We start from the raw sequence: 16,099 nt of genomic DNA on the forward strand, positions 1-16,099 counted from the left end.
TCAGGCTCCCGCGCGCTGCAGCTGGTAGTGCAGGTGCGACTTGATTTCGGACCATTCGCCGCGCACGATGCTGTACATGACGGTGTCGCGCACGGTGCCGTCGCGGCGCACGGCGCTGTGGCGGATCACGCCATCTTTTTTGGCGCCGAGGCGTTCGATGGCCGCCTGTGAGGCGTGGTTGAAGTTATCGGTGCGCAGGCCGACCACCGCGCAGCCGAGCGTGTCGAAGGCGTGCGAGAGCAGCAGTAGTTTGCAGCTGGTATTGACATGGCTGCGCTGGCGGCTTTTGGCGTACCAGGTCCAGCCGATCTCGAGCCGGTCGACCTTGGGCAAGATGTCGTGGTAGCTGGTCGAACCCATCACAAGCCCGCTGGAGGCGTCGATCACGGCAAACGCCAGCCGGTCGGGCATCTCGAGCGCGTGGCGGATGTACTGCTCCACGTTGTGCGGTTCCGGCACCGAGGTGACGCGGATGTTCCACAGTTCGCCGTCGCTTGCTGCCGCGCAGAGGCCCCCGGCGTGCGCGAGCGACAAAGGCTCGAGGCGCACGCCGTTGAATTCGAGGGTGAGGGCGTCGACCTGGATCATCAGCGGTTGGTCCGCGACATGTACACCAGGCGCTCGAACAGGTGCACGTCCTGCTCGTTCTTGAGCAGGGCGCCGTGCAGCGGCGGCACGATAGCCTTGGTATCCTGGCTGCGCAGCGCTTCGGCCGGGATGTCTTCGGCCAGCAGCAGCTTGAGCCAGTCGAGGAATTCAGAGGTGGACGGCTTTTTCTTCAGGCCCGGCACGTCGCGCACTTCGTAGAAGCTTTGCAGCGCCTGCGCCAGCAGGTCCTGTTTCAAGGTCGGGTAGTGCACCTTGACGATCTGCTCCATCGTGTCCTTGTCGGGGAATTTGATGTAATGGAAAAAGCAGCGGCGCAGGAACGCGTCCGGCAGCTCTTTTTCATTGTTGGAGGTGATGATCACCAGCGGGCGGTGTTTGGCCACGACCATTTCGCGCGTCTCGTAGACGTAGAACTCCATGCGGTCAAGTTCGCGCAGCAGGTCGTTGGGGAACTCGATGTCGGCCTTGTCGATCTCGTCGATCAGCAGCACCACCGGCTCGGGCGCGGTGAAGGCCTGCCACAGCACGCCCTTGACGATGTAGTTGTGGATGTCGCGCACGCGCTCGTCGCCGAGCTGGGAGTCGCGCAAACGCGACACCGCGTCGTACTCGTACAGGCCTTGCTGGGCCTTGGTGGTGGACTTGATATGCCACTGCATCAGCGGCATGTTCAGGGCTGCCGCGACTTCTTCGGCCAGCATGGTTTTGCCGGTACCCGGCTCGCCCTTGATCAGCAAGGGCCGCTGCAAGGTGAGGGCGGCGTTGACCGCCAGTTTCAGGTCGGCGGTGGCGACATAACTATCCGAACCCTGGAAGCGGTGCGCCTGCGAAGTCGATGCGTGCATGTGCGTGTGTGGTCAAAAGTGGAATTATTTCGAGTATATGCCAGAACCGGAAGGGCGGCACTGCAACACAGTGAAGTGGACGCGTCACGTCAGTTCGGTTAAACTCTCAGGTTGATAGTGCAAAACATAATAAGTTTGCACGTGCGATACCCGATTATCACTTACCCTCGCCACCATGAAAAAACTCATCGCACTCCTCGTGCTCGCCTGCGTCGCGAACGTGTCCGCCGCAGCGGACATCGTTGGAAACGCCAAGGCTGCCAAAGTTGAACAATGTATCGGCTGCCACGGCATCCCCGGTTACAAAGCGACTTTCCCCGAAGTCTATCCGGTGCCGATGATTGGCGGCCAGTCGGCCAAGTACATCGAAAACGCGTTGAATGCCTATAAAAAGGGCGACCGCAAGCATCCTTCGATGCGCGGTGTGGCCGGCACCATGACCGACCAGGAAATCGCCGATGTCGCTGCCTACTACTCGCAGCAAGTGAAGAAATAAGGACAGAGCCATGAAAAAACTGATGATCGCCCTGTTCTGCGGCGCTGTATCCCTGAGCGCGACCGCTGGCGGCAATATCGCCAATGGCGAAGCCCTGACCAAGAAGTACAACTGCGCGTCGTGCCACGGCGCCGACTTTACCAAGTCGACCGACCCGAGCTACCCCAAGCTGGCCGGCCAGCACGCCGAGTACCTCAAGCACGCGCTGATCGCGTACAAGCGCGGCGAAGGCCCGAACGGCCGTAACAACGCCATCATGGGCGGCTTTGCCAAGCCATTGTCGAACAAGGAAATCGACGACATCGCAGCGTACCTGCACAGCCTTCCTTCGGGACTGGTGCTGCAGCGCTAAGCAGAACGCACCCGCAGCACCCCGAGCGCCTTCCACCTTCTCTTTATCGGGAAGGGGAGGGCGTTTTGTATTTATAGACCGCCCACGGAGCTGCGTTTGCCCACCTTGTCGCCCCACTACCTCAAATCGAACCTGCTCAGCGGCCTGACCGTGGCGCTGGCCATGGTGCCGGAGGCGATCGCCTTTGCGCTGGTGGCGCACGTCTCGCCCCTGACCGGCCTGTACGCCGCGTTCATGGTGTCCCTGATTACCTCGGCGATCGGCGGGCGGCCCGGCATGATTTCGGGCGCGACCGGTGCGCTGGCGGTGGTGATGGTGGCGCTGGTGATCTCGCACGGGGTTCAATACCTGTTCGCCACGGTGGTGCTGATGGGGCTTTTGCAGCTGCTGTTCGCCGCCGCGCGCCTCGGTAAATTCATCCGCATGGTGCCGTATCCGGTCATGCTGGGGTTTGTGAACGGGCTGGCCATGGTGATCTTCATGGCGCAGTTCGGGCACTTCAAGGTGACGGGCGCCGACGGCGCGCAGCACTGGATGAGCGGCGCGCCGCTGTATACGATGCTGGGCCTGGCGGCGCTGACCATGGCGGTGATCTACCTGCTGCCGCGCGTAACGCGCGCCATTCCCTCGACCCTGGCCGGCATCCTGCTGGTGTCGGTGCTGGTGGCCACGCTTGGTATCGATACCAAGACCGTGGGCGACCTGGCCTCGATCAAGGGCGGCCTGCCGGCGTTTCACCTGCCGGACGTGCCCCTGAACTGGGCTACCCTGCGCATCATCTTCCCGTATGCGCTGGTGCTGGCCGCGGTGGGGCTGATCGAGTCGCTGCTCACGCTCACCTTGATCGACGAGATGACCGACACGCGCGGCCAGCCGAACCGCGAAAGCATGGCGCAGGGCGTGGCCAACGTGGTCACGGGCCTGTTCGGCGGCATGGGCGGCTGCGCCATGATTGGCCAGAGCATGATCAACGTGAACAACGGCGCCACCGGGCGCCTGTCGGGCATCGCCACCGCCGTGTTCCTGCTCTCGTTCATCCTGTTCGCCTCCGCATGGATCGAACGCATTCCGCTGGCCGCCCTGATCGGCGTGATGTTCGTGGTGTGCCAGAAAACCTTCGCCTGGGGCAGTTTTCGCCTGTTCGGCAAGGTGCCGCGCGCCGATATCGCGGTCGGCCTGCTGGTGGCCGTGCTGACCCTGATCTTCGACCTGGCCATTGCGGTGGTCGCCGGCGTGATCGTCTCGGCGCTGGCGTTCGCATGGGAGCACGCCAAGCGGATCCGGGTCGCCATCCACCCGGACCAGCAGGGCGCCAAGGTCTACCAACTGGAAGGCACCCTGTTTTTCGCCTCGGTGGCGCAGTTTAACCAGCTGTTTACGCCCAGGGACGATCCGCAGGACGTGGTGGTCGACTTTGCCGGCGCGCGCGTGGTCGACCATTCGGCGATCCAGGCCATCGACGCGCTGGCGCTGCGCTACCGCCAGGCCGGCAAGCGCCTGCACCTGCGCCACCTGAGCCCCGACTGCCGCGAGCTGCTGGAAAATGCGCGCGACATGATCGAGGTGAACCTGGCCGAGGATCCGCGCTACCGCATCGCCGACGACAAACTGGCCTGAGCCTGATGATGCAGACCGCGCTCTCCCTGATCCTGCTGCTGGCGATGGGGCAGGGCGTGTTCCTGGCAATCGCCTTGCTGGCGGCGCGCCAGGCCGAACTGCGCGGGGCCAACCGCCTGCTGGCCGGGCTGCTGCTGGGGAGCGTGGCGGTCATCGGCCATGCCTGGCTGGGTATCAACCACCTGTATACAAGCTATCCGCACAGCGCCCTGGCCATTGCCACCATTGGTTTGCTGAGCGGGCCGCTGCTGTATTTATATCTGCGCACTGCGCTCACCGGGCGGCGCCTGGCCGCGCGCGACTGGCTCCATGGCGCGCCGTTTTTGCTGGCCACCGGCGCCATGCTGCCGTTTTACCTGCAAAGCGCCGAGGCCAAGCTGGCCTGGATGCTTCAGCGCCCGCTGCTGCCCTGGTATATCGGGCTGTCGGTGCTGGTCAAGTCGCTCATGTTCATCTGTTATGTCGTCGCCAGCTACCGCCTGATGCGCGGCGCCGCCAGCGGCCCGCTGGCCGGCGGCCTGGCGCGGCTGGCGAAAATCTGGGTGCTCGGCGCTGCCGGCAGCGTGGCCGCCTTCGGCATCGAGTTTGCCGACGTGGCGCTGCCGCTGTCGTCGGATGCGGTGGGCGCCATCGCGCTGGCCTGTTTTGTGTACGCGACCGCGTTCCTGGCGATCCGCCTGCCGCTCGGGTATCTCCCGCCGGCGCCGGCGACCTTGCCGGCGCCCTTGCCGGAACCGGCGCCGCGCTACGCCAACAAACGGCTGTCGGAACCGGACCGCGCCGGCTTTCTCGATGCACTGAAACGGTGCATGGAAGTCGACCAGGTGTATCGCAACGGCGAACTGACGCTCGACGAACTGGCCGCGCTGCTGGCCATGACGCCGCACGAACTGTCGCAGCTGATCAACGATGCCTGCGGCGTCAACCTGCAGGAATACCTGAACCGCTACCGGGTCGACGCGCTCAAGGCGGCTTTGCTCGCGCCGGAGCAGGCCAGCACCAGCATCCTCGACCTGGCGCTGGCGTGTGGCTTTAACAGCAAGACCACCCTGAACCGGGCGTTCAAGAAGCAGACCGGCCTGACCCCGTCCGAATGTCGCCGTGGCGGCGCCGGGACAGGTGCCGAATCATCATCTGGCACGACTCTCCCGGGCTAAATCGTGAAAATGGGTCCATTCGCCCCTTCACTTAACGCCACGGAGATTTGATGAAACCTGCCCTTTTACCGGCCCTTTTACCGGCCCTTGTGGCCACCCTGATGCTGTGCACCCCGGCCTTTGGCGCCGACAAAACCTGGATTGCGAACGTCAAACTGGTCTCGCCCGAAAGGCTCGACCGCATCGAAACGGGCAGTGTGCTGATCGAGGGCGGGCGCATTGCGCGGGTCGAGCGCGGCCCGTCCCGTCCCGCCCCGGCCGGCGCCAGCGTAGTCGATGGCAAAGGCTACTACCTCACCCCCGGCCTGATTGACTCCCATGTGCACCTGCACGTCGTGCCGGGCATGAGCATGGAGCAGGGCGCGTCCGGCGACAGCCTGGCCCGGGCCTACTTTCTCCAGCTGCCACGCTCGTTCCTGTATTACGGCTTTACCACCGTGATCGACCTGGCGGTGTCGGATTACGGCATGATCGAGCGCTTGCGCAAGGAGCCGCTGCACCCGGACGTATTCCATTGCGGCGAGGCGCTGGTGCTGGCCAACGGCTACCCGATGTCGTTCTTTTCGCCCGATAAACGCTTCCAGAGCTTTGGCAACTACCTGTTCGATCCGGCCATGCCGACCGTCGTGCCGGCGCAGTTTGCGCCTTCGGCCCACACCGTGGCGGCGGGGGTGGCGCGGGTGGCCAAGGCCGGCGGCATCTGCGTAAAGACCCACTTCGAGCGCGGTTTCGGGGCCGAGCGCAACCTGCCGGTGATGAGCCGCGCCAAATTTGCCGAAGTGCGGGCTGCGGTCACGCAGGCAGGCAAAGTGCTGATCACGCACGCCAATTCGTTCGAAGCGCAGTCGTTCGCGGTGGCCGGGGGCGCCGACGTGCTGGCGCACGGCATGTGGCACTGGGGCGCGCTGAACGGGCAGGCCGGCCTGCCGCAGGAGATCAAGGCGCTGCTCGACAAGATCGTCGACCAGCGCACCGGCTACCAGCCAACCATGCAGGTGCTGTATGGCTTGCGCGCGTACGTGGAACCGGGTTATCTGGACGATCCGGCGCTGCGCAAGGTGGTGCCGGCGGCGTTGCTGGCCTGGTTTTCGACGCCGCAGGGGCAGTGGTTCAAGCCGGAAGTGACCGATGGCGAGGAGGACGCCGCCGTCATGCAGGGCATGGAAGGGCCGCTGCGGCGCCAGCGCGCGGTGGTGGCCTACCTGGCCGGGCGCGACGCCAACTTCGTGTTCGGGTCGGATACGCCATCGTCCCCGACGTACGGCAATTTGCCGGGATTGAACGGGTATCGCGAGATGCGCCAGCTGCACGCGGCGGGCATGTCGCTGGCGCAGATCTTCAAGGCGGCCACGATGAACAATGCGCGCACCTTCGGGCTGGATCGGGAACTGGGGTCGATTGAAGTGGGCAAGGCGGCCAATCTGCTGCTGCTGAAAACCTCGCCGCTGGACGACATCAGCGCTTACGACAGCGTGGTGACGGTCTGGGTGCGCGGGCAGCAGACGGCGCGCGAGGCATTGGCCGCCGACTATAAGTAGAGCAAGCTGGCCGGATCAGGCGCAGCGCGCCCGCACGCACTCGACGTAGGCCACGCTGTCGGGCGGCACGCCGTTGCGTTGCGAAGTCCAGATCATCTGGCCCAGGCATTCCATGATTTCATGATGGGCGTCGTGCGCGCCGAGGCGCTGGGTCAGCGCGTTGCAGGCCGCGCGGATGCCCGGCGGCTGGTCGATCGAGACCTGCTCGGCGATCGACAGATGCATGGACAGGTGCAAAAACGGATTGGCTTGCCCGCCCTCGACCGAATAATCGCGCGCCAGCGCCGCTTCGGCGTTCGACAGCACATCGGCGTACTCGGGATGCTGGACGATCCAGTCGGCGGCGATGGCGTCCATCGGGCTGAGGATCTCGCCGCTGCGCTGCTTGCGGTAGGCTTCGCAGAAAAAACGGCGAACGTCGTCGGAGGAGGGGGTAAACATGATTGGCGGGGCGGGCAAATGAGGTAGGCCACATTGTACCGCCATCGCCGCGCCGCCGTCGCCGCCGCCGCCTTAAGACTGCTAGTTCTTCCTCGGCTTGCAGGCGTCGCCGATGCTTTCCATGGTCTGGTGCGCCAGCGCCAGCTCGCCCGAGCTGCGCTGCAGCGACGCGACGTAGCCACCGGCCTGGCAGACGCGCGCCCGCTCCTGGGTGCTGCCGTCGCGGGCGGCGGCCATCAGCGCGGCGGCGTCGATCCGGCCCAGGTAGAAGGCGGCCACCGGCGCCGGCCAGCGCGTGTCGGTCGCTGCCGCCAGCGCGCGTTTGGCGGCCTCGCGCTCGCCGGCTTCGACCTGGGCCAGGAACAGTTCCAGGTCCAGCTCGATCTTGTCGGGCTTGGCGGCCAGGACGGCGCGCAGGCGCGTGACCGCCTCCTGCGGCCTGCCGGCTTCGCGCAGCAGGCGCGCCGTGAGCAGCAGCGCGGCCGGATGGTGCTGCGCGGCCGCCTTGTCGAGCCACGCACGGGCCTCGATCTGGTCTTTGGGCAGGCGCGCGCCATTGAAGTAGTCGCGCGCCAGGATGTACTGGGCGTCGGGGTTGCCGGCGTTGGCCTCCTGGCGCACCAGGGCCAGGTTGCCGCTGCCCGGTTTGGCGAACACCTCGCCGCCCAGGTAGCTCAGGTAAATACGGCGCTGGCTGTTGGCAAACAAGACCCGGTGCGCGCGCAGGAAGTCGGTGCCGAGGATGACATCGACCTGCCCGTACTCGCGGTTGAGCGATTCGGCGATGGCGATATCGGCATTGCGCACCGTCTCGTCGCCGATGGCGAAGGTCTTGAAGACGGCGTTCCAGCGCGCCGCCCTGCCGCCGCCGGCGCCGATGAAAAAGCCGTTGCGCTTCACGTCCGGCATGTCGGTGGTGACGCCGGCGCGGCGCGCCGCGCTCTCGGTAATCGAACTGACGCCCGCGCCGGTGTCGAGAATCGCCGAGAGGGTCACGCCGTTGACCTGCACGTCCACCTGCGGCGTGGCCGCCTTGCGGCTGGCGCCTGTCATCGGCACCATCATGGCCTGCGCGTCCCAGTACGACAGCCGGTTGTCGTCATTGCAGTTGTCGCTGCGGTGAAAGCGCACCACCTTGTCGGCCAGCGCCACTTCGAGATCGGACTGCATCAGGAAGTCGGCGCCGACGATCGCGTCGTACCAGGGCGTGGTGCCCATTTCGCCGAGCACCGGCAGGGTGATCTTGCCGCCGCCGCTCGGGCCCACGGTGAAGTCGTCCAGGCTCGCCAGATACAGCGCGCTGCTGCCGCCCGTTCCCAGCACCTTGCGGCCGCCGCCCGAGCGCAGCGCCAGTTTGCGGTTCTCGGCGCCGGTGCGGGTCAGCATGGTCATGAAGGCGCCGGTATCGAGCAGCATGAGCGCCGGCTTGCCGTTGATGCTGCCTTGCACGGCCGGTTGCAGCGCCAGCCCGCGCAAGCTGATGGGCACCTGCTGCTGCTGGACGAATTTGCAGGTGGTGGACGGGGCGGCAAGGGCGCTGGCGGGGGCCGCCAGGCACAGGGCCGACAGCAGCAGGGCGCGGCAGGAGGAGCGAAAGAGTGGCATGGGACGGATTGTACGCTGCCCACTTGCGGAAAATACAAGGTGGCAGACGAAAAAACGGCGCCGTGAAGCGCCGTTTCGGGTGGTTTGCTAGTCCTTGCTCGGCACCAGCACCAGTTGCGGCTCCGGGGCGCAGGGCTGGTCCGGGGCTGGCTGGCGCGGGGCGTGCGGCTGGCGCAGGTAGCGCGCCGTGTGGCGCCGTTCGTGCGTGTGGCCTCCGCCGTTAGCCGGCCAGGTCAGGAATCGCGACAATTCCTGCAAGGCGCGCTGGTACACATCGCGCTTGAACTCGATGACCACATCGAGCGGCACCCAGTAATCGTGCCAGCGCCAGGCGTCGAACTCGGGGTGGTCGGTCAGGCGCAGGTTGACATCGTTATCGCGGGCACACATGCGCAGCAGGAACCAGATCTGCTTCTGCCCGCGGTAATGGCCGCGAATCTCGCGCTTGATAAAATGGTCGGGTACTTCATAGCGCAGCCAGTCGCGGGTACGGCCCACAATCTTCACATGCTCCTGACGCAGCCCTATTTCTTCCTCCAGTTCGCGATACATTGCCTGTTCCGGTGTCTCACCGTATTTAATGCCCCCTTGCGGGAACTGCCACGAGTGCTCGCGCACCCGCTTGCCCCACCACACCTCGTTATGGGCGTTTAGCAGGATGATGCCGACGTTGGGCCGGAACCCTTCACGATCGAGCATAGTGCACCTCGAAACTTTCTGCCAGCGCGCGCCTTCTTTACATATTTACCCACAAATTCTGGTCCCCGCCCGGCTTTCGGGGTACGAAAACGGCAGGAACCGCGTCAAACGGGTCCATTTGTATAAGATTTGGACGCATCAGCCAGCTAATCCTTTAAAATTAGGTTGATTATAACCCTCTCTTTTTAAAAAGAATTCACCGATATGCGCGCCTCCCGTTTTTTTATTTCAACTTTAAAAGATGCACCTTCCGACGCTGAAATCGTCAGTCACCAGTTGATGATGCGCGCAGGAATGATCAAGCGCCTCGGCTCCGGTATCTACACCTACATGCCGACCGGCTTGCGCGTGATCCGCAAGGTCGAAGCGATTATCCGCGAGGAAATGAACAAGGCCGGCGGCATCGAACTGCTGATGCCGCTCGTGCAACCAGCCGAGCTGTGGCAGGAAACCGGCCGCTGGGAAAAGATGGGCCCGGAACTGATGCGCGTGAAAGACCGCCACGGCCGCGAATACGCGATCCAGCCGACTTCGGAAGAAGTCATCACCGACGTGGTGCGCTCCGAGATCAAGTCGTACCGCCAGCTGCCGCTCAATTTTTATCACATCCAGACCAAGTTCCGCGACGAGCGCCGTCCGCGTTTCGGCCTGATGCGCGGCCGTGAATTCACGATGAAAGATGCGTATTCGTTCGACCGCGACGAAGCGAGCATGAAGGCCTCGTACAAGATCATGTACGACGCCTACACCGCCATTTTCAACCGCTTCGGCTTGAAGTTCCGCGCGGTGGCGGCCGACAACGGCGCCATCGGCGGCTCCGGCTCGCACGAATTCCACGTCATCGCCAGCACCGGCGAAGACGCCATCGTCTACTGCCCGACCTCCGACTACGCGGCCAACATGGAAGCGGCCGAAGCGCTGCCGCTGGCCGCAGCGCGCGCCGCCGCTAGCGCACCGCTGACCAAGACCGCCACCCCTGGCGCGACCAAATGCGACGCCGTGGCCGAGATGCTCAAGCTGCCGTTGAACCAGACCGTCAAGACCATCGCCCTGACGGTCGAAAAAGAAGTCGCCGGCAAACAGGTGCTGGAAAACTGGATGCTGCTGCTGCGCGGCGACCATGAACTGAACGAAATCAAGGCCGGCAAAGTTGCGGGCCTGGCCGGGCACCGCTTCGCCACCGAAGCCGAGATCCTGGCCTGCTACGGCAGCATTCCCGGCTACCTGGGACCGATCGGCACCAAACAGCCGGTCACCATCGTGGCCGACCGCACGGTGGCCAACATGGCCGATTTTGTCTGCGGCGCAAATGAAGAAGGCTTCCACTACACGGGCGCGAACTGGGTGCGCGACCTGCCGGAAGCGTTAGTAGCCGACCTGCGCAACGTGGTCGAAGGCGACGCTTCGCCAGACGGCAAAGGCGTGCTGGCGATCGAGCGCGGCATCGAAGTCGGTCACGTGTTCCAGCTCGGGACTTCCTACTCCGAGAGCATGAAAGCGACCTTTTTGGACGAAAACGGCAAACCTGCGCCGCTGCAGATGGGCTGCTACGGGATTGGCGTCACGCGCATCCTGGGCGCGGCGATCGAACAGAATTTCGACGACAAGGGCATCATCTGGCCGGCCGCGATTGCGCCGTTCGAAGTGGTGTTGTGCCCGATGGGGATGGACCGCAGCGAGATGGTCAAGACCGAAGTCGAAAGCCTGTACGCGGCGCTGCAAGCGGCCGGCGTGGACGTCATCGTCGACGACCGCGGCCTGCGTCCGGGCGCCATGTTCGCCGACTGGGAACTGATCGGCGTGCCGCACCGCGTGGTGATCGGCGAGCGTGGCCTGAAAGAAGGCAACCTCGAATACCAGGGCCGGCGCGATCTTGAAGCGACCGCCGTGCCGGTGGCCGGCATGGCCGAGTTCATCAAGGGCAAATTAAGCCAGTGAGCATGTCGTTCATGGTGAATGGACTGGCGCAGGCGGTGCTGGCGGCCGGCCTGCTCTGGTCCTGGGCCGCGTGGGCGGGCAACCAGAAAGAGGAGGCCATGGCCGACTCGGTGCGGGTGGCCCTGTCGAACGCGATCAAGGACACGCGCCCGCCGCAGCCGGTGTTTCGCGACGAAGCGGCGCGGGTGCGCTACCAGCAATGGCTGACGGCCATGTCGGACCGGCTCAAGCGCAAGCTGCCGGACGACCAGGTGCGGCTCGAATTCCTGCAATCGGTCTGGTACGAATCGAACCGGGCCGGGCTCGATACGGGGCTGGTGCTGGGGCTGATCCAGGTCGAATCGGCATACCGCAAGTACGCTGTCTCGATGGTGGGTGCGCGCGGCTACATGCAAGTGATGCCGTTCTGGACCAACGCGATCGGCGACAGCGACCGCAGCAAGCTGTTCCACATGCAAACCAACCTGCGCTACGGCTGCTCGATTTTGCGCATGTACCTCGACATCGAAAACGGCAACCTGTACCTGGCGCTGGGCCGCTACAACGGCAGCCGCGGCAAACCCGCCTACCCCAACGCGGTCCTCTCCGCCTGGGAAAAGTGGAAATTTCCTATCTAAAAACCCAGACCCCGCCTACAACCGGGGTCTGACCTCTGACTCGAAACATTTTCCGTTACCCAAAACCGGGGTCAGAGCTTTAATGTGCAATTAGTTGCCAATTTGGCCTACCGATGGGTGGCCTGCGGGGCACGCGCTGCAACGGGTTTCAATGTTAAAAGAGCCGCTCGTTTGCCGGCCCACCAATGCGAAGGAACAATCAATCATGAGCCGTAGCCGTCGCCGCAATCCCATCTGGGGCATCTGTATCTCGAGCAGCGAGCTGGTGCAAGAAGACCTGGCATCGCCGTTTCCGTCAAAGCGAGCGCCAGACGCTGGGCACGGCCACGCCGGAGGCCCTGGAGGCCCATTTGCCTGTCGTGGAACGTGAGGTCAGCAACGTTTGGGCCATGCAGAAGGACGGTCATGGTTACCATTGCTTGAGCGATCGGGCCGCGTTGGCCGAGTGGCGCGCCGCACGCAAGGGAAACACACCTGACGAGTGCGCGGTTCTCAAGAAGCGCTGGATGCACAAAATGATGGGCAAATGACACCTGCCATTTCGCTGTGGGGAGGCAAGATTTCTAATCAGAGGTCAGACCCCGGTTGTAGCCAATAGAAAGATTTTGAATTAAAGCTCTGACCCCGGTTGTAGGAAGTTGGGCGCTGGCGGTCGGAATTTGTGCCGAGTTTGTGCAAAATGTTGCTTGTCAGAGCTCTGACCCCGGTTGGGGTATTGCAAAACCGGGGTCTGTCCCCGGTTTTGCAATTCTGATGCTGGTAGCACGGGCGGCAGTCGGCGGTGTAGACTGCCTTTTTTTCCAGAGCTCACGAAAGTGCATATGCGATTGATTCTTCTTGCCGCAGCGTCCGCGCTGGCGGTGTTGTCGGGATGCGCGAGCGTCCAGCCGCCGCCCCCCGCCCTTACCCACACCCACGCGCCAGCGAAGAACATCATCTTCTTCCTCGGCGATGGCATGGGCATCAATACCCTGACCGCGGCCCGCATCTATGCCGTCGGCGAAGAGGGCGAGCTGACCCTCGATACCTTGCCCGAATCGGCCTTCGTCAAGACCTTTTCCAACGACGCCCAGGTCACCGACAGCGCCGCGTCCATGTCGGCCTACATGACCGGGGTGAAAGTGAATAATAATGTGCTGTCGATGAGCGCCGATACGCCGGCCAGCGCGCCCGCCCTCGACGCCTTCGGCAACAGGCTGGCCGGCCGCTGCGGCGGCGGTCGCCCGGTCGCCACCCTGGCCGAACTGGCCAAACAGCGCGGCATGTCGGTCGGCGTGGTCACCACTACCCGCGTTACCGATGCCACCCCGGGCGCGGTCTTTTCGCACGTGTGCCATCGCGGCATGGAGAACGATATCGCCGCCGCCCTCGTTCCCGGCGGCGCCGGCTATAACGCGGCCCTCGGCGCGCGCGGCCTCGATGTGCTGCTGGGCGGCGGCAGCGCCCATTTCACGCCTACCGCCAAAGGCGGCAAGCGCAGCGACGGCCGCGACCTGCTGGCCGAACTGGCCGCGCAGGGCGTGCGCAGCGTCGCCGACAGCGCCCAGCTGCGCGCCGTCGATCCCTCCGCCAGCGCGCCACTGGTCGGCCTGTTCGCCCCGTACGACCTCGCCTTCGATTCGATGCGCGACGCGGCCAGGCAGCCGTCCCTGCCCGAGATGGCGGGCAAGGCCATCGGCATCCTGGCCAACAACCCGAAAGGCTTCTTCCTGGTGGTCGAGGGCGGCATGATCGACCTGGCGCTGCATAATTCGAACGCGCGCCGCGCGCTGCAGGAGACGGTGGTCTTCGACAATACCCTCAAGGCGGCCATCGCGCAGATGCGGGCAATCGATCCGGACCTGAAAAACACGCTGATCGTGGCCACCGCCGACCACGATCATGCGCTGCTCCTGAACGGCTATGCGCGCCGCACCGGCAAGACCACCCCCACCGAAGCGGGTGTGCTGGGATTGATGCGCCGGGTCGATAACAACGAGATCAAGCTCGATGCCGACGGCGCGCCGTTTACCATCATCGGCTTCGGGGCCGGCGAAAACCGGGTGCAGGGCAGCCGCGGCGCGGCGCCGCACCTGACCAGCGCCCAGGTCAGCGCCGACGACTACCGCCAGGAGGCGGTGGTGCGCACCGAGCCCGGTTACGAAACCCACAGCGGCACCGATGTGTACCTGGGCGCGGTCGGCGCAGGCGCCGCGCGCTTCGGCGGCACTATCGATAACACCCGCGTGTTTGAACTGATCAAGGCGGCCGCCGGCTGGTAAGCGGCGCGTCCTTTGTAAAGTCACCCTAATGAGAGTCACCATGACGCTATCCCGTTTTCCTTCGCTCCTGCTGGCCGCTTCGTGCGCGCTGGCGCCATCCCTGGCGTTCGCCGCGCCGGTCGCCAAAAACATCATCTTCTTCCTCGGCGACGGCATGGGGCCGACCACTATCACCGCCGCGCGCATCTACCGCTACAAGGAGGAGGGCTTGCTGCACTTCGAGCGCATGCCGCATTCGGCGCGCATCAAGACCTATTCGAACGATGCCCAGACCACCGACAGCGCGCCGTCGATGGGTTCCTACATGACCGGCATCAAGATCAATAACGATGTGATCTCGATGGCCGATGCCAAGCCCTTCGGCCCGAAGAAGGACGCCAACGGCAACGCCACCATCGATGCCTGTCCGCTTGGGAACGGGCGCGCGGCGGCCACTATCCTGGAACTGGCCAAGGCGGCCGGCAAGTCGGTCGGCTCGATCACGACCACGGAGCTGACCCACGCCACGCCGGCGTCGACCTTCTCGCACGTGTGCGACCGCGACATGGCGTACCAGATCGCGGCGCAGGTGGTGCCGGGCGGCGCCGGCTACAACCCGGCCCTGAAGGATGGCGTCGATGTGCTGATGGGCGGCGGGCGCAATCACTTCACGCCGTTCGACGCGGCGCGTAATCCCGCGGGCCGCGCCGACGGCCGCGACCTGATGGCCGAACTGGCGGCGCAGGGCTACACGGTGGCGGCCAATGCGGACCAGATGCGGGCCGCGCCGCCTGGTAAAAAATTGGTGGGTATTTACAGTGACGTGAGCCACCTCGATTATGCGACGGCGCGGCGCGCCGGCCAGCCGGCCCTGGCGCAGATGACGTCCAAGGCGATCGACCTGCTCTCGCCCAACCCGAAGGGCTTTTTCCTGATGGTCGAAGGCGGCAAGATCGATCATGCGCTGCACGATACCAACGTCAGGAACGCGCTGGCCGAAACGGTCGACTTCGACGACGCCATCAAGACCGCGCTCGACAAGATGGAGGCGCTCGATCCGGGCCTGCGCAATACGCTGCTGGTGGTCACCGCCGACCATGATCACACGATCGTGATGAACGGTTACGCCAAACGCGGCAGCTCGATCCTCGATATCGTGCGCAATGTGGACGATGGCGCGCCGGCGCGCGATGCCGATGGCAAGACCTACACTGCGCTGGTGTTCGGCAATGGCCCGAACCGCCCGCATCAGCGGGGCGATGTCGACAGCGCGCAGGCGCAGGCCGGCGACTATCACCAGGAGACCGGGGTGCGCCTGAAAGGCGAGACCCACGGCGGCGGCGACGTCAAGCTGTTCGCCACCGGCGCCGGCGCGGGGGTGTTCAAGGGGACGATGGAAAACACCAGGGTGTTCCACCTGATGAAGGCGGCCTTCGGCTTCTGACGCGGAGCTGAACGCGTCCCATAAACAAAAAGCCCCGTTCGCGAGAACGGGGCTTTTTGTAATCCGGCTTGGACAGGCGAACTGTTTTTATTTCAGATGGTCGGAAATGAGTTTCGTCATTTCGAACATCGAGACCTGCGCTTTGCCGCCGAAGACTGCTTTGAGCTTGTCGTCAGCATTGATCATGCGGCGGTTGGCCGCGTCTTGCAGATCGAGCTTCTTGATGTAGTCCCAGACTTTCTTGGTCACTTCGGTGCGCGGCAGCGGCGTTGCGCCAACCACGGCTGCCAGGACGGCGGACGGAGTCATCGCCTTCATGAAGGCGGCGTTCGGCTTGCGTGGGGCTGCTGCGGGTTTTTTTGCGGCTGCTGCTTTTGGTGCTGCCGCAGCTTTTGCTGGGGCGGCTTTCTTCGCTGCTGCCGGCTTTGCCGCTGCGGCTGGCTTAGCTGCGGCGGCCTTTTTTGCTGGCGCTGCTGCTGGGGTTTTTTTGGCTGTTGCCAT

At 64.4% G+C, this 16,099-nt stretch carries 15 protein-coding genes; 9 read left to right on the forward strand and 6 right to left on the reverse strand.

Features of this window, described 5'->3' with window-relative positions:
* Both F1609_RS01085 and F1609_RS01090 read right to left on the reverse strand, forming a co-directional pair.
* Positions 1–588, reverse strand: a complete 588-nt coding sequence (locus tag F1609_RS01085; RefSeq protein ID WP_167073827.1) for a GNAT family N-acetyltransferase — start codon at positions 586–588, stop codon at positions 1–3.
* Positions 588–1,454 carry an AAA family ATPase gene (locus F1609_RS01090; protein ID WP_167073829.1) on the reverse strand — a complete coding sequence of 289 codons (867 nt, stop codon included), beginning with the start codon at positions 1,452–1,454 and terminating at the stop codon, positions 588–590. Before F1609_RS01090 ends, F1609_RS01085 begins: the two co-directional genes overlap by 1 nt.
* 175 nt (positions 1,455–1,629) lie before the next feature.
* Here F1609_RS01090 and F1609_RS01095 point away from each other — a divergent pair, with 175 nt between their 5' ends.
* The 5 genes from F1609_RS01095 (at position 1,630) to F1609_RS01115 (ending at position 6,614) form a co-directional block, all read left to right on the forward strand.
* Complete coding sequence (locus tag F1609_RS01095; RefSeq protein ID WP_167073831.1) at positions 1,630–1,950, forward strand: c-type cytochrome; 321 nt, start codon at positions 1,630–1,632, stop codon at positions 1,948–1,950.
* A gap of 10 nt (positions 1,951–1,960) precedes the next feature.
* Complete coding sequence (locus F1609_RS01100) at positions 1,961–2,302, forward strand: c-type cytochrome (RefSeq protein ID WP_167073833.1); 342 nt, start codon at positions 1,961–1,963, stop codon at positions 2,300–2,302.
* A gap of 96 nt (positions 2,303–2,398) precedes the next feature.
* Entirely contained in the window at positions 2,399–3,919 is a 1,521-nt protein-coding gene (locus tag F1609_RS01105; protein ID WP_167073835.1) for a SulP family inorganic anion transporter, read from the forward strand.
* A 5-nt stretch (positions 3,920–3,924) separates the two neighbouring features.
* Entirely contained in the window at positions 3,925–5,076 is a 1,152-nt protein-coding gene (locus F1609_RS01110) for a helix-turn-helix domain-containing protein (protein WP_167073837.1), read from the forward strand.
* A gap of 50 nt (positions 5,077–5,126) precedes the next feature.
* On the forward strand, positions 5,127–6,614 hold the full coding sequence (locus F1609_RS01115; protein WP_167073839.1) for an amidohydrolase family protein: 1,488 nt from the start codon (positions 5,127–5,129) through the stop codon (positions 6,612–6,614).
* A gap of 15 nt (positions 6,615–6,629) precedes the next feature.
* On the opposite strand, the gene F1609_RS01120 is transcribed toward F1609_RS01115, so the two are convergent.
* The 3 genes from F1609_RS01120 to F1609_RS01130 form a co-directional block, all read right to left on the reverse strand.
* The gene (locus F1609_RS01120) at positions 6,630–7,055 is read right to left on the reverse strand and encodes a DUF1841 family protein (protein ID WP_167073841.1); all 426 of its coding nucleotides are present in this window, start codon (positions 7,053–7,055) and stop codon (positions 6,630–6,632) included.
* An 81-nt stretch (positions 7,056–7,136) separates the two neighbouring features.
* Complete coding sequence (locus tag F1609_RS01125) at positions 7,137–8,660, reverse strand: retropepsin-like aspartic protease (protein WP_167073843.1); 1,524 nt, start codon at positions 8,658–8,660, stop codon at positions 7,137–7,139.
* 87 nt (positions 8,661–8,747) lie between these two features.
* The gene (locus tag F1609_RS01130) at positions 8,748–9,359 is read right to left on the reverse strand and encodes an RNA pyrophosphohydrolase (RefSeq protein ID WP_167073845.1); all 612 of its coding nucleotides are present in this window, start codon (positions 9,357–9,359) and stop codon (positions 8,748–8,750) included.
* Positions 9,360–9,563: 204 nt separating this feature from the next.
* Between F1609_RS01130 and F1609_RS01135 the strand changes: the two genes are divergently transcribed.
* From F1609_RS01135 to F1609_RS01150, 4 genes are all read left to right on the forward strand, one after another.
* Positions 9,564–11,297, forward strand: a complete 1,734-nt coding sequence (locus F1609_RS01135) for a proline--tRNA ligase (protein ID WP_167073847.1) — start codon at positions 9,564–9,566, stop codon at positions 11,295–11,297.
* 11 nt (positions 11,298–11,308) lie between these two features.
* Positions 11,309–11,914: a lytic transglycosylase domain-containing protein gene (locus F1609_RS01140; RefSeq protein WP_167074506.1), complete on the forward strand. Its 606-nt coding sequence runs from the start codon at positions 11,309–11,311 to the stop codon at positions 11,912–11,914.
* 821 nt (positions 11,915–12,735) lie between these two features.
* Entirely contained in the window at positions 12,736–14,175 is a 1,440-nt protein-coding gene (locus F1609_RS01145) for an alkaline phosphatase (protein WP_167073849.1), read from the forward strand.
* A gap of 40 nt (positions 14,176–14,215) precedes the next feature.
* Positions 14,216–15,598, forward strand: coding sequence for an alkaline phosphatase (locus tag F1609_RS01150; protein WP_167073851.1), 1,383 nt, complete (start codon positions 14,216–14,218; stop codon positions 15,596–15,598).
* A gap of 87 nt (positions 15,599–15,685) precedes the next feature.
* On the opposite strand, the gene F1609_RS01155 is transcribed toward F1609_RS01150, so the two are convergent.
* On the reverse strand, positions 15,686–16,099 hold the full coding sequence (locus F1609_RS01155; RefSeq protein ID WP_099875175.1) for an SWIB/MDM2 domain-containing protein: 414 nt from the start codon (positions 16,097–16,099) through the stop codon (positions 15,686–15,688).

Origin of the sequence: Massilia aquatica (assembly GCF_011682045.1) — a bacterium.
In the GTDB taxonomy this organism is placed as follows: domain Bacteria; phylum Pseudomonadota; class Gammaproteobacteria; order Burkholderiales; family Burkholderiaceae_D; genus Telluria_A; species Telluria_A aquatica.

Coding starts and splice junctions, on each gene's coding strand:
- F1609_RS01135 (WP_167073847.1), top strand. CDS start 9,564: ATGCGCGCCTCCCGTTTTTTTATTTCAACTTTAAAAGATGCACCTTCC.
- F1609_RS01100 (WP_167073833.1), top strand. CDS start 1,961: ATGAAAAAACTGATGATCGCCCTGTTCTGCGGCGCTGTATCCCTGAGC.
- F1609_RS01120 (WP_167073841.1), bottom strand. CDS start 7,055: ATGTTTACCCCCTCCTCCGACGACGTTCGCCGTTTTTTCTGCGAAGCC.
- F1609_RS01095 (WP_167073831.1), top strand. CDS start 1,630: ATGAAAAAACTCATCGCACTCCTCGTGCTCGCCTGCGTCGCGAACGTG.
- F1609_RS01155 (WP_099875175.1), bottom strand. CDS start 16,099: ATGGCAACAGCCAAAAAAACCCCAGCAGCAGCGCCAGCAAAAAAGGCC.
- F1609_RS01150 (WP_167073851.1), top strand. CDS start 14,216: ATGACGCTATCCCGTTTTCCTTCGCTCCTGCTGGCCGCTTCGTGCGCG.
- F1609_RS01085 (WP_167073827.1), bottom strand. CDS start 588: ATGATCCAGGTCGACGCCCTCACCCTCGAATTCAACGGCGTGCGCCTC.
- F1609_RS01130 (WP_167073845.1), bottom strand. CDS start 9,359: ATGCTCGATCGTGAAGGGTTCCGGCCCAACGTCGGCATCATCCTGCTA.
- F1609_RS01125 (WP_167073843.1), bottom strand. CDS start 8,660: ATGCCACTCTTTCGCTCCTCCTGCCGCGCCCTGCTGCTGTCGGCCCTG.
- F1609_RS01115 (WP_167073839.1), top strand. CDS start 5,127: ATGAAACCTGCCCTTTTACCGGCCCTTTTACCGGCCCTTGTGGCCACC.
- F1609_RS01090 (WP_167073829.1), bottom strand. CDS start 1,454: ATGCACGCATCGACTTCGCAGGCGCACCGCTTCCAGGGTTCGGATAGT.
- F1609_RS01110 (WP_167073837.1), top strand. CDS start 3,925: ATGATGCAGACCGCGCTCTCCCTGATCCTGCTGCTGGCGATGGGGCAG.
- F1609_RS01140 (WP_167074506.1), top strand. CDS start 11,309: ATGGTGAATGGACTGGCGCAGGCGGTGCTGGCGGCCGGCCTGCTCTGG.
- F1609_RS01145 (WP_167073849.1), top strand. CDS start 12,736: ATGCGATTGATTCTTCTTGCCGCAGCGTCCGCGCTGGCGGTGTTGTCG.